General features: G+C 70.6%; 14 protein-coding genes. 10 read left to right on the top strand and 4 right to left on the bottom strand.

The annotated features are described in order from the left end of the window. Positions 1 to 7: 7 nt before the first annotated feature. From ACFJI0_RS24960 to ACFJI0_RS24950, 3 genes are read left to right on the top strand one after another with little or no spacing between them, the layout of a single operon-like run. Entirely contained in the window at positions 8 to 217 is a 210-nt protein-coding gene (locus tag ACFJI0_RS24960; RefSeq protein WP_382322759.1) for a hypothetical protein, read from the top strand. Position 218: 1 nt separating this feature from the next. Beyond that, positions 219 to 770, top strand: coding sequence for a Pr6Pr family membrane protein (locus ACFJI0_RS24955; protein ID WP_382322758.1), 552 nt, complete (start codon positions 219 to 221; stop codon positions 768 to 770). Then, on the top strand, positions 737 to 859 hold the full coding sequence (locus ACFJI0_RS24950) for a hypothetical protein (protein ID WP_382322757.1): 123 nt from the start codon (positions 737 to 739) through the stop codon (positions 857 to 859). Before ACFJI0_RS24955 ends, ACFJI0_RS24950 begins: the two co-directional genes overlap by 34 nt. On the opposite strand, the gene ACFJI0_RS24945 is transcribed toward ACFJI0_RS24950, so the two are convergent. Beyond that, on the bottom strand, positions 840 to 1,727 hold the full coding sequence (locus ACFJI0_RS24945; protein ID WP_382322756.1) for a LysR family transcriptional regulator: 888 nt from the start codon (positions 1,725 to 1,727) through the stop codon (positions 840 to 842). The two genes, ACFJI0_RS24950 and ACFJI0_RS24945, sit on opposite strands and share 20 nt — an antisense overlap. Positions 1,728 to 1,828: 101 nt before the next feature. Between ACFJI0_RS24945 and ACFJI0_RS24940 the strand changes: the two genes are divergently transcribed. From ACFJI0_RS24940 to ACFJI0_RS24920, 5 genes are all read left to right on the top strand, one after another. Continuing rightward, the gene (locus tag ACFJI0_RS24940) at positions 1,829 to 2,257 is read left to right on the top strand and encodes a TerB family tellurite resistance protein (RefSeq protein WP_382322755.1); all 429 of its coding nucleotides are present in this window, start codon (positions 1,829 to 1,831) and stop codon (positions 2,255 to 2,257) included. Next, on the top strand, positions 2,254 to 2,646 hold the full coding sequence (locus ACFJI0_RS24935; RefSeq protein ID WP_382322754.1) for a hypothetical protein: 393 nt from the start codon (positions 2,254 to 2,256) through the stop codon (positions 2,644 to 2,646). The genes ACFJI0_RS24940 and ACFJI0_RS24935 overlap by 4 nt, the downstream gene beginning before the upstream one ends. A 132-nt stretch (positions 2,647 to 2,778) precedes the next feature. Further along, entirely contained in the window at positions 2,779 to 4,251 is a 1,473-nt protein-coding gene (locus ACFJI0_RS24930) for a UbiA family prenyltransferase (protein WP_382322753.1), read from the top strand. Between the two features lie 19 nt (positions 4,252 to 4,270). Further along, positions 4,271 to 4,633, top strand: coding sequence for an SMR family transporter (locus ACFJI0_RS24925; RefSeq protein WP_382163338.1), 363 nt, complete (start codon positions 4,271 to 4,273; stop codon positions 4,631 to 4,633). Between the two features lie 10 nt (positions 4,634 to 4,643). After that, positions 4,644 to 6,185, top strand: coding sequence for an ArnT family glycosyltransferase (locus ACFJI0_RS24920; RefSeq protein WP_382322752.1), 1,542 nt, complete (start codon positions 4,644 to 4,646; stop codon positions 6,183 to 6,185). A gap of 107 nt (positions 6,186 to 6,292) precedes the next feature. On the opposite strand, the gene alr is transcribed toward ACFJI0_RS24920, so the two are convergent. Continuing rightward, on the bottom strand, positions 6,293 to 7,408 hold the full coding sequence (alr, locus tag ACFJI0_RS24915) for an alanine racemase (protein ID WP_382322751.1): 1,116 nt from the start codon (positions 7,406 to 7,408) through the stop codon (positions 6,293 to 6,295). A 212-nt stretch (positions 7,409 to 7,620) separates the two neighbouring features. On the opposite strand from alr, the gene lplT reads away from it, so the two are divergent. Continuing rightward, positions 7,621 to 8,892, top strand: a complete 1,272-nt coding sequence (gene lplT, locus ACFJI0_RS24910; RefSeq protein WP_382163344.1) for a lysophospholipid transporter LplT — start codon at positions 7,621 to 7,623, stop codon at positions 8,890 to 8,892. Positions 8,893 to 9,002: 110 nt separating this feature from the next. On the opposite strand, the gene ACFJI0_RS24905 is transcribed toward lplT, so the two are convergent. Then, a complete protein-coding gene (locus ACFJI0_RS24905; protein WP_382322750.1) occupies positions 9,003 to 10,199 on the bottom strand; it encodes a hypothetical protein in 1,197 nt (398 codons plus the stop codon). 170 nt (positions 10,200 to 10,369) lie between these two features. Between ACFJI0_RS24905 and ACFJI0_RS24900 the strand changes: the two genes are divergently transcribed. Continuing rightward, complete coding sequence (locus ACFJI0_RS24900; protein WP_382163347.1) at positions 10,370 to 10,855, top strand: glutathione peroxidase; 486 nt, start codon at positions 10,370 to 10,372, stop codon at positions 10,853 to 10,855. Here ACFJI0_RS24900 and ACFJI0_RS24895 read toward each other — a convergent pair. Then, positions 10,785 to 11,978 carry an acyltransferase gene (locus tag ACFJI0_RS24895; protein WP_382322749.1) on the bottom strand — a complete coding sequence of 398 codons (1,194 nt, stop codon included), beginning with the start codon at positions 11,976 to 11,978 and terminating at the stop codon, positions 10,785 to 10,787. The genes ACFJI0_RS24900 and ACFJI0_RS24895 overlap by 71 nt on opposite strands. Between the last annotated feature and the right edge of the window lie 2 nt (positions 11,979 to 11,980).

Genomic DNA, 11,980 nt, shown 5'->3' with positions numbered 1-11,980 from the left:
GCAGACCATGAACAAAAAACTCGCGCTCTGCATCGCCACGCTGCTGCCGTGGCTGGCCGCCTGCTCCACCACCACACCCACACCGCCCGCGAGCGAGCGCTCACCCATCATGTGCACGCAGGATGTGCTGCAGTGCCCCGACGGCCGCTTCGTCGGCCGCACACCGCCGGGATGCGTCTTCGTCTGCGCCGCCAACACGGCCCCGGCCGCGCGCTGACATGCCCTGGCGCCACCCGCGCCTGAGCCTTCTGGTGGCCGCGCTCGCGTGGTTCGGCCTGGGCCTGCAGCTGCTGCTCTCGCTGCGGCTGGTCGTCGCGCAAGGTGGCACGCCCCTGGGCGGGCTGGTGGTCTACCTCGGTTATTTCACGGTGCTCACCAACCTGCTGGTGGCCGTGAGCCTGAGCCTGGCGCTTTGGCGGCCGGGCAGCGCCGCCGGGCGCTGGTTCCGGCGGCCCGGGGTCGCCACGGCGGTGGCCGTGAACATCGCGCTGGTGGGCCTCACCTACCACCTGCTGCTGCGCCACGTGTGGGATCCGCAGGGCCTGCAGAAGCTGGCCGACATCACCCTGCACTACGCCGTGCCGCTGCTGGGCGTGCTGCACTGGTGGCTGGCGGTGCCGCCCGCCCGCATGGCCTGGCGCGCGCCGCTGGCCTGGGCCGCCTGGCCGCTGGCCTACCTGGGCTACGCGCTGCTGCGCGGCCTCTGGCTCGGCACCTACCCCTACCCGTTCATCGCGTGCGCACGCTGGGTTACCCACGCACCCTGCTGAACGCGCTGGGCCTGCTGGTGGTGTTCCTGCTGGTGGGTCTGGCCTTCGTGGCGGTCGGCCGCGGGCGGCTCAGGCGATCGCCGCGCTGAGCAGGCGCTGCACCAGCGGGTGCTGCACCTTGCGCGCGGTGCCGATCGCATAGAAGTGCTCCTGCACCCCGTCGCAGGGCGCGACCCAGGCCAGGCCATAAGCCTGCGCGAGCTGCTCGCGCATGCGCTCGGCGGCCGGCAGCACGCCCATGCCCGAGGCGCCGAAGGTGCGCAACAGGGCGCTGTCCTCGAACTCGCCCACCACGCGCGGCGCCACCCGCTGGCGCTCGAACCACTGGTCGATGCGCAGGCGCACCGAGGACTGCGCCGTGGGCAGCAGCACCGGCACCTGCGACAGGCCGCGCGGAAAGTCGCTCCGCGCCTGGGCCAGCAGGGCCGAGGGCGCGTACCAGCCCAGGGGCGAGGCGCCCAGCGCGTGGCTGTACAGCTTGAGGTTGGGGTTGGCCGGCGCGGGCCGGTCGGACAGCACCACGTCGAGCCGGTGCAGCGCGAGCGCGGCCAGCAGGTCGTCGAAGCTGTCCTCGTGGCAGAGCAGGCGCAGGTTCGCTTCGGTCAGCACCGGCGCGAGCAGCTCGCGCACCGCCAGTTTGGGCAGGCCGTCGGAGATGCCCACCACCAGGCGCACCCGCTGCTGGCTGGCGGCATCGCTCACCGCGCCACGCAGCTGTTCGCCGAGCGAGAAGATCTGCTCGGCCAGCGCCAGCGCGGTCTGCCCGGCCTCGGTGAGCGCCAGGCCGCGCCCGGCCGGCTTGAACAGCGCGTGGCCGAGCGACTGCTCCAGCTGGCGCACCTGCGCGCTCACGGTCTGCACCGCCATGCCCAGGCGGGCCGCCGCGTGCGACATGCCGCCCTCCTTGGCCGTGACCCAGAAGTAATACAGGTGCTTGTAGTTGAGTTCCGGGTCCATGCTTCGTATTTTTAGGATATTGCTTCTCTGATTTGCTGCTTTTTGCGAAGTTCAAAACTGCGTATCGTCGAGGCTTTCCCTCTCCAAGGACATCGACGCCCATGCGCACCTATCCCACCAACAGCCCGCAGGCGGCCGCGCGCCTGCTGGCCATGGCCCTGGTGGCCGACGGCAACTACTCGTTGACCGAAATCCGCGCGCTCGACCGCATCCGGGCCTCGCGCCGGCTGGGCCTGAGCGCCAGAGCCCTCAAGACCGTGCTCGACCACTTCTGCGAGGACCTGCTGGCCGCCGCCCAGGGCCGCTGGAGCGGCTCGGCCGACATGGACGACGCCCTGCGCCAGCAGCTGCTGGACGAGGTGCGCGACCCCGCCCTGCGCACGCTGGTGGTGGACCTGTGCCAGGCCATCGTGCAGGCCGACGGCCACGAGGCCGATGGCGAAGCCGCCCTGCTGGACACCTTCACCCGGGCCTGGCGGCAGCAGCCGGCGACCCGCCGGGTCGCCTGGTCGGTGGGAGCCCTGTCATGAAGCCGCTCATCTGGGGGGTGTTCGGCCTGCTGGCCCTGTGCTGGACCGGCCTGGCCGCGGCCTCGGTGCAGATCACCGAATGGCTGCTGACCCTGGTGGGCACGGGCCAGGCGACCGACCTGGCCACCGCCGCGGGCCAATGGCCGGTGCCCGACTGGCTGGCCCTGTGGGTCGATCCGGCCTGGGTGAAAACCATGCAGGGCGCGTGGCTGGGCCTGGTGCAGTGGCTGGGCCAGGTTCTGCCCTCGGGCAGCGGCCTGATGGCCTGGGTCACGCCCCTGGTGTGGATCGCCTGGGCGCTGGGCCTGTTGTGCCTGCTGGTGCCGGCGATCGCGCTGCACTGGCTGGCCGGCCGCCTGAAGCTGCCGCCGCGACCCGTCAGGGGCTGAGCCCCCGGGCGCGGCGCGCCGAAACCACCGCAGCGTGCGCAATGCACGGACCGGGGAGAAACGGGCCGGCGCGTCACGAGGGAAGTGAGGACCGACCCCTAAAATCGGCCCACACTTCCCTGGACGCACACCTTGACGCCCAACACCACCCCCGCGCCGACCGATGCCTGCCCGCTCTATGTGGACCTGGACGGCACGCTCACGCGCAGCGACACCCTGCACGAATCGGCCATGCTGTTCGTGCGCGCCAACCCGCTGAACCTGCTGCGCATGCTCACCTGGCTCCCGCTGGGCAAGGCCGGCTTCAAGCAGCGGCTGGCCAGCGCGGTGCGGCCCGACCCCGCGCGCCTGCCCTACAACGAGCCCTTCGTTCAGTACCTGCGCGACGAACACGCGCGCGGCCGGCCCCTGGTGCTCGCCAGCGCGGCCGACGCGCGCATCGTGCAGGACGTGGCCTCGCACCTGGCCGTGTTCGACGACAGCCTGGGCACCAACGCGCAGGCCGACGGCATCAACCTCAGCCGCGGCAACAAGCGCGCGGCGATCGACGCCCACGCCCGCGCCCAGGGGCACGGCAGCTGGGCCTACGCCGGCAACAGCCGCGACGACCTCGACGTGTGGGCCGGCAGCGCCGAGGCGGTGGCGGTGAACGCCCCGAGCGGCGTGGTGGCCTCGCTGCAGCGCACGCACCCGCAGGCGCGGGTGTTCGAACGCGAGCCGCTGAGCCTCAAGACCGTGCTGCGCGCGATCCGGCTCAAGCAATGGTCCAAGAACGGCCTGCTGTTCATCCCGCTGCTGGCCGCGCACTCGCTGGACCCGGCGCTCTGGGGCGCGGTCTTCCTCGCCTTCATCGCCTTCGGCCTGTGCGCCTCGGCCACCTACCTGGTCAACGACCTGCTGGACCTGCCCAACGACCGCGCGCACCGCATCAAGCGCAACCGCCCGCTGGCCTCGGGGGCCATCGGCATCACCACCGCCGTGGGGCTGGGCGCGGCCATGCTGGTGCTGGCCTTCGTGCTGGCCTTCGCGGTCTCGATCGGCTTTGCCGTGATGCTGCTGGCCTACACCGTGACCACGCTCGCCTACTCGATGTACCTCAAGCGGCTGGCGCTGATCGACGTGCTGGTGCTCTCGGGCCTGTACACGCTGCGCATCGGCGCGGGCGCGGTGGCCTCGGGGGTGGACCTGTCCAACTGGCTGCTGGCGATCTCGATCTTCCTGTTCCTGAGCCTGGCGCTGGTCAAGCGCTGCGCCGAGCTCGAAGAGCTGGCGGACGACCGCAGCACGCTCGCGCCCGGCCGGGGCTACCAGCCGCGCGACCTGGCCTCGCTGCGCGCCATGGGCATGTCCAGCGGCTTCATGGCGGTGCTGGTGCTCACGCTCTACATCGACAGCCAGAACAGCCAGAAGCTCTACGCCCACGCCGACTGGCTGTGGGCCGCCGCGCCCGTGCTGCTGCTGTGGGTCATGCGCATCTGGCTCAAGACCGGGCGGCGCGAGCTGCACGGCGAGGACCCGCTGCAGTTCGCGCTGAAAGACCCGTTCAGCTGGGCCACGCTGCTCGTGATGGGCGGCATCGGCTTCGTGCGCCCCGTCGGTTTCTGAACCCAGGACACCCCCTCCCATGAAATCCATCGCCCTGGGCCTGGCCCTGTTCTGCGTGCTGCTGTCTTCGGCCGCGCAAATCGCCATGAAGCGCGGCATGGGCGCGCCCAGCGCCGCCGCCGACGTCGGCGGCACCTACCTGCAGGCGCTCAGCAGCCCGCTGGTGTGGGTCGGCCTGATGCTCTACGGCGCCAGCGCCGTGCTCTGGCTGTGGGTGCTCTCGCGGCTGGACGTGAGCGTGGCCTACCCGCTGGTGAGCCTGGGCTTCGTGGTCACGCTCGCGCTGGGCGTGCTCTGGCTCGGCGAACCCTTCTCGTGGCTGCGCGTGGCCGGCTGCACGCTGATCGTGGTGGGCGTGAGCCTGCTCGCCCTGGACGCCTGATTCCCTGACCATGCACGCCTCCGAGTTTTCCGCCCACACCTCGCGCCAGATCTTCTGGGTCGCGTTCGCCGCCACCCTGCTGCTCAAGCTGGTCATCGCCGCCGGTTTCCCCATCACCGGCGACGAGGCCTTCTTCTACCAGTGGGGCGTGTTCCCGTCCTGGGGCTACTCCGACCACCCGCCCATGGTGGGCTGGCTGATCGCGGCGCTGCGCCAGATCAGCGACCACCCGCTGGCGCTGCGCAGCTTCACGCTGCTGCTCACCAGCCTCATCGCGCTCGGCGTGGTGGACCTGCTGCGCCGCTTCCTGCCCGAAGACCGCGAGGCCAGTGCCTGGCTGGCGGGCGCTGTCTACCTGGCGATGCCCTGGTCGTGGATGTTCGTGCTGGTGACCACCGACACGCCGCTGATCTTCTTCATGGTGCTCTCGGCCTGGTGCTACCTGCGCGCCGACACCAGCGCGCAGCGCAGCGCGCCCTGGTACGCGCTGGCCGGCGCCTTCCTCGGCCTGGCCTTCCTCTCCAAGTACTTCGCGGCGCTGCTGGGCTTCGCCTACGCGGCGCACTGCTTCGGCTGGCGGCGCGAACGCTGGTGGGGCCCGTTCCTCATCTTCGTGCTCGCCCTGCCCTCGATCGCGCTCAACATCGCCTTCAACGCCACGCACGGCTGGAGCAACGTGATGTTCAACGTGTTCAACCGCAACGAGGGCTCGGCCTGGTCGTTCGAGACCTTCGGCGTGTACCTCGCGATGGCGCTTTACCTGCTCACGCCCTGGCTGCTGTGGCGCGCCGCCGCCGCGCGCGTGGCGCCCGGCGTCTCGCCCACCACCTCCCGCACCCTGGCCGTGCTGTGGCTGTTCCCGCTGATCCTGTTCGCGCTGCTGAGCACGCGCCGCACCATCGGCCTGCACTGGGTGCTGGGCTTCGTGCCGCTGTTCGTGGTCTGGGCCGGCCTGCGGCTGGACCCGCGCGCGCTGCGCCGTTGCCTGACCTGGACCGTGGCGCTCTCGGTGCCCCACCTGCTCGTGGTCGCCGCCATCGCCTGGGCACCGCTCGCCTGGTGGCAGCCCTTCAAGATCTACGACCGCGCGGTCTTCCTGCGCGAAACCGCCGCCGTGGTCGCCGCGCTGGAGAAAGACCTGCCGGCGGGCGCCACCCTCATGGGCCGCACCTACAACCCGGCGGCCATGCTCGCCTTCCACCACAAGCAATACGTGCCCGTCTTCGGCGTGGGCAAACACCATGCGCGGCAGGACGACCAGATCATCGACTTCCGCCGGTACGACGGCCAGCCCATCCGCGTGTTCCTCTACGACGAACCCCAGCTGGCGGACTTCGAACCCTACTTCGAGCGCGTGAGCGCCAAACGTTTCGAGGTGGACGGCGTCGCCTTCTACGCCGTCGACGGCCAAGGCTTCAAATACCAGCCCTTCCACGACACCGTGCTCGCCGAAGTCGCGCGCGAATTCCACGACATCCCGACATGGCTGCCCATCCTCGGCAGCCCCTTCTGCGAGCGCTACGGGTTCGCACACTGTTCGCCGGGACGCTGAAGCAACAGAACGAATGAGGGGGAGCCCGCCCCCGATCCCGAATCCGATCCCGCCTGTGCCGTGTGGCCGGGCCGAGACCCGGCTCGCCACGAAAGAAAAACCTTACATCAGGAGAGCGCAAACGGAACCCGAGGCGCCACCGCGCACATCAACTCATAGCTGATGGTGCCCGCGGAAGAAGCCACCTCATCGATCGGCAGCACCTCGCCGGAAGACGACGAGGCCCGCCCCCACAACACCACCTCCGCCCCGATCCCCGCGGACGGAACGGAAGAAAGATCCACCGTGATCATGTCCATGCTCACCCGCCCGATCAGGCGCGTGCGCACCCCATCCACCAGCACCGGCGTGCCCGTGGGCGCGTGCCGCGGATAACCATCCGCATAACCACAGGCCACCACCCCGATGCGCATCGGCCCCTCGGCCGTGAACGTCGAGCCGTAGCCCACGGTATCGCCGGCCTGCAGCGTCTGCGTGCCGATCACCCGGCTGGACAGCGTCATGGCCGGTTGCAGGTCCCAATCGCTCACCCGCTTTTCGGGGAAATCGGGCGCGCTGCCGTACAGCGCGATGCCCTCGCGCACCCAGTCGGCCGACAGGCTCTGCGCCCCGCGCAGCGCCAGCTTCGCGTGGCGCAGGATGGCCGCGCTGTTGCACAGCGTGCGCTCGCCGGGCAGGTCGGCGGTGGCGGCCTCGAACGCGGCCACCTGGTGCGCGATGCCGCGCGCGCCGTCGGCGTCGCTGAAGTGCGTCATGAGCGAGATCTCGTCCACCTGCGGCAGCGCGTTGAGCCGCGCCCAGGCGCTGCGGAAGGCCGCGGGCGTGAACCCCAGGCGGTTCATGCCGCTGTTGAGCTTGAGAAAAATGCGGTGCGGCACCTGCGTCTTGTGCGCGGCCAGCCAGTCGACCTGCTCGGTGCAGTGCACCGTGTGCCACAGGTGCAGGCGCGAGCACAGCTCCAGGTCGCGCGGCTCGAACACGCCTTCGAGCAAATGGATGGGGCCGCGCCAGTCGAGCGCGCGCAGGCGCTCGGCCTCGGCCAGGTCCAGCAGGGCAAAACCGTCGGCGCTGCGCAGCGCGTCGAAGCAGCGCTCGATGCCATGGCCGTAGGCATTGGCCTTGACCACGGCCCACACGCGCGCATCGGGCGCGAAGTGGCGCGCGCGCGCCAGGTTGTGCTGCAGGGCGTCGGCATGGACGGTGGCAAGGATGGGACGGGGCATGGCGGCAGGGTGCGGTCTTCGTCGAGGGAGCGTGCGGGAAGTCGCGGGTTGGACTGCCGGGTGAAAACCCGGTGGAACCCGCCCCGGTATTTTCAGGGTGGCGTGCTATAACCCGGCATCGTCTGGAGACCCGTCAACTGTCGCACAAAAAAGGCCGGTGCATCGGCTCAGCTCCCCCTGGCTGAAACGCCCCGGCACACAAAATCATCTCCATGAAGCGCGGCTTCTACACCATCATGACGGCGCAGTTCTTCAGTTCGCTGGCGGACAACGCGCTGTTCGTGGCCGCGATCGAACTGCTCCGCACGCGCGGCGCACCCGAGTGGCAGAGCGCCGCCCTGGTGCCGCTCTTCGCCCTGTTCTACGTGGTGCTCGCGCCCTTCGTCGGCGCCTTCGCGGACGCCAGGCCCAAGGGCCAGGTCATGTTCATCAGCAACGCCATCAAGGTCGCGGGCTGTCTGCTGATGCTCGCGGGCGTGCACCCGCTGCTGGCCTACACCCTGGTGGGCCTGGGCGCGGCGGCCTACTCGCCGGCCAAGTACGGCATCCTCACCGAGCTGCTGCCGCCCTCGCAGCTGGTCAAGGCCAACGGCTGGATCGAAGGCCTCACGATCGCCTCCATCATCCTGGGCGTGCTGCTCGGCGGCCAGCTGGTGAGCCCCTGGATCTCGGCCCGGCTGCTGGCCCTCGACCTGCCCGGCATCCACCATGCGGCCGAAGCGGCGGTGGCCGCGCTCGTGGTGGTCTACGCGCTGGCGGCCTGGTTCAACACGCGCATTCCGCTCACCGGCGTGACGCCGCGGCCCATGCCGAAGAACCCGCTGGCCCTGCTGCCCGATTTCTGGCGCTGCAACAGCCGCCTGTGGCGCGACCGCCTGGGCCAGATCTCGCTGGCCACCACCACGCTGTTCTGGGGCGTCTCGGGCAACCTGCGCTACATCGTGCTGGCCTGGGCCGGCGCCGCGCTGGGCTATGGCACCACCCAGGCCTCGTCGCTGGTGGGCGTGGTGGCGCTGGGCACCGCCGTGGGCGCGGTGGTCGCGTCGATGCGCATGCGGCTGGACCAGGCCACGCGCGTGATGCCGCTGGGCATCGCCATGGGGGTGCTGGTGATCCTGATGAACTTCATCGACAACGTCTGGGTGGCCGCGCCCTTCCTGGTGCTGCTGGGCGGCCTGGGCGGTTTCCTGGTGGTGCCGATGAACGCGCTGCTGCAGCACCGGGGCCACAACCTGATGGGCGCGGGCCGCTCGATCGCGGTGCAGAACTTCAACGAGCAGGCCTGCATCCTGAGCCTGGGCGCGCTTTACAGCTTCTCCACCGGCATGGGCTGGTCGGCGTTCGCGGCCATCACGGCGTTCGGCGTGCTGGTGGCTGGCTGCATGGCGCTGATCGCGCTGTGGCACCGCCACAACCAGCGCACGCACCCGCACGAACTGGAACGCCTGCTGGAAATCGCCCGCCGCGACGACCTGCACGGTTGAGGCGCAACGCGCGAAGTGACGCCCGTCCAGAAACACCGCGGAACCGGCTTTGCCGGGCCGCTGGTGTTGCCCCCTGGAGGGGGTCGCGCGAAGCGCGGCGGGGGTGCTTCCTAGAACCCGACGTTGGTGGGCGCGAAACCGTTGAGGCTCACCAGGCGGTGCTGGGCCAGCACCTTGTAGAGCTCGGCCTCGCCCACGGAGCGTGAGAGGTAGGCGTCGCTGCCGGCCAGCCCGGCTTTCATGCGGTCCATGCTGCCCGCGGTGGGCGCGAACATGATCACCACCGGTGCGCCCTTGGGGCCCTTGGTCTGCTTGGCGGCGCGGCAGATGTGGTTGGCGTCGGGCTCACCCTTGAGGCGGTCGATCGCCACCACGCGGTAGGCATGGGCCTTGAGCATCACCAGCGCCTGCGCGCCTTCGCGCGACCAGTCCACCGTCAGGCCGTACTTCTTGAAGCGCTTGAGCAGGATGCGCCCTTCCACCAGGCTCTCGGCGACCAGCAGCATGTCGCCGCGCGGCACGTCGGGCGCGGGCGCGGCCTTGTCGGCGCTGAGGCGGGACTTGGGTGAGCGGGTGCGGGGCGCGGCCGGCGCGGGCAGGTCTTCGAGGCTGCCGAAGTCGGTCATGCGCATCACGCCAGGGCGTGCGGCCGGCGCGGGCGCTGGCACGGCGCTGCCGCGCGCGGGAGCAGCAGCAACCACCTCGCCGCGCACCAGCGGCCGCGTGGGCGGAAACTCGGTGTCGGGCGAGCGGCGCCGGCCGACGCGCGCGGCCGGCGCCACAGCAGGCAGCGGCAGCAAGGCCCCATAGGGCTGGGTCAGGGCAAAACCCCGGTCGGCCCCCGCGCCGGGCGCGACCTGGGGCGGGTGCTGGGGGGTGGGCATCGCGCGCCCGCTGGCCAGCTGCATGCTCGCGTCCAGGCCCTGGAACTGGGACGGCGGGAAGGGCTCGCCGCCGTTCGCGGCATCGGGCGCGCGGCGCCGCGCGGGCGGGGGCCGGGTGGCGCCCACGATCTCGTCGAGCGCGGCCAGCATGCGCACCAGCTTGACGGGCTTGCGCTGCAGCGGCCAGCCGGTGCCGCCGTCGGAGCTGCCCACCAGCATCACCCGGCCGGGCAGCTCGGCGTCGCGCACCAGCACCACGGCCTGCACGTTGTCGGCGTTGACGATCAGGATCTGCGCGTCCATGACCTCGTCCTGCACCAGGTAGCCCGGCGGCCGGCGCGAGGCCAGGCGAAAGAACGATTCGAATGTCGACGACTCGGTCTGGGAGAACCCCACCAGCGCCACGGTGTATGCAGCCACCATCTCCAGCCCCAGATTCGTTATTGGATGTTGCGGGTCAGTATGCCCGCACCGCCCAGGCCGGGGGAAGGGGGAAGCGTTACGCCAGCGCCCGCGAATGCACCTTTCGTCGTACATCCCCGCTGCGGCGCACAATCCGTCACACTGCACCCACACCCGTCCCAGGAGCCCGCATGAGCAGCATCTACGACTTCGAAGCCCAGTCCATCGACGGCAAGCCCGTGCCTTTGCGGCAGTTCGAGGGCAAGCCTTTGCTGATCGTCAACACCGCGAGCGCCTGCGGGTTCACGCCGCAGTTCGGCGGGCTGGAGAAGCTGCACCAGGCGTATGGCGCGCGCGGCCTGGTGGTGCTGGGTTTTCCGAGCAACCAGTTCGGCGGCCAGGACCCGGGCAGCAACGACGAGATCGCCAGCTTCTGCCAGCTCAACTACGGCGTGAGCTTTCCCATGATGGGCAAGATCGACGTCAACGGCGCGAACGCGCACCCGCTCTACCAGTGGCTCACGGCCGAGGCCCCGGGCCTGCTGGGCAGCAAGGCCATCAAGTGGAACTTCACCAAGTTCCTCGTGGGCAAGGACGGCCGCGTGCTCAAGCGCTACGCGCCGCAGGACGCGCCGGAGAAGCTGGCGAAGGACATCGAGGCCGCGCTCGCGGGCTGAGGCCGAACAGCGGGCGCAGCCACGCCGAGCGGCGCACCAGGCCATCGGTGAGCACCCAGCAGCCCAGCACCGTGCCCAGCAGCAGCACGGCCGGCTCCGCCACCGGCCCGAGCGCCAGCGGCGCCAGCAGCACGGCCAGCGCCAGGATCAGCGTCTGGTGCAGCACGTACCAGGGGTACACCGATTCGTTGGCCCACCCCAGCCAGGGCCAGGGCCGGTTGAGCCGGTGGTGGGCCCAGCCCAGCACCGCCACCAGGGTGGTCCACAGGTAAGCGTCGGCCGCGAGCCGCGCCGCCAGGCGCCAGCCGGGCGCCCCGCCCACCGCCGCGGTGCGCAGGCCCACGTGCAGCGCGAACCAGCCCAGCGCCAGCGCCAGGGCGATCCAGCGCAGGCGGCGCAGCGCGGCCCAGAGCCCCGCGTCCACCCCGATCCAGTACCCGTACACGAACAGCGTGAAGTACACCGCGTGCAGCCAGGCGTCGTGGATCAGATCGTGGGTGGGTGGAAAGCGCGGCCAGAGGGTGAACGAGTACAGGGCCAGCGGCACCACGGGCAACAGCAGCAGCGCCGGGCCGCGCAGCCGGGTGAACGCTATGCGCAGGCGCTGGCCTGCGGCCGAGTCCAGCACCGGCGTGAGCAGCGCCAGCACCCCCGTGTACACCCACAGGTAGGCGAGGTACCAGAGGTGGTTCCAGGTGACACCGGCCTCCCAGCCGTCGAAGGCGCCGCGCGGCCAGGGGCCGCCGGTGAAGTAACGCGCCAGGAAGGCCAGGAAACCCGGCCCGATGCTGCCGTTGTCGACCACCTGCACATACACCTGGTAAGGCACGACCACGGCCATGCCGAACGCCAGCGGCACCCCCAGGCGCAGGCTGCGCCGCCCGATCAGCCTCAGCGGCGCGTGGCCCTGCCGCAGGAACGCGAAGGCCACGCCGGAGATCAGGAACACCAGGTCCATGCGCCAGAGGTTGAGCGCGCGCATCGGCCACTGCAGCCATTCGGCGACGTGCGGGCTTTTCAGATGCCAATGCCAGTCGGCGACGTAGTACATCGCCACGTGGTACAGGATGACCAGGCCGAAGGCCAGGGCGCGCAGGGCATCGATGTCGTGTCGGCGGTTCATGA

The organism is Hydrogenophaga sp. UC242_53, assembly GCF_042696965.1.
Lineage (GTDB): Bacteria > Pseudomonadota > Gammaproteobacteria > Burkholderiales > Burkholderiaceae_C > Hydrogenophaga.
This window is presented reverse-complemented; position numbering and strand designations above follow the sequence as displayed.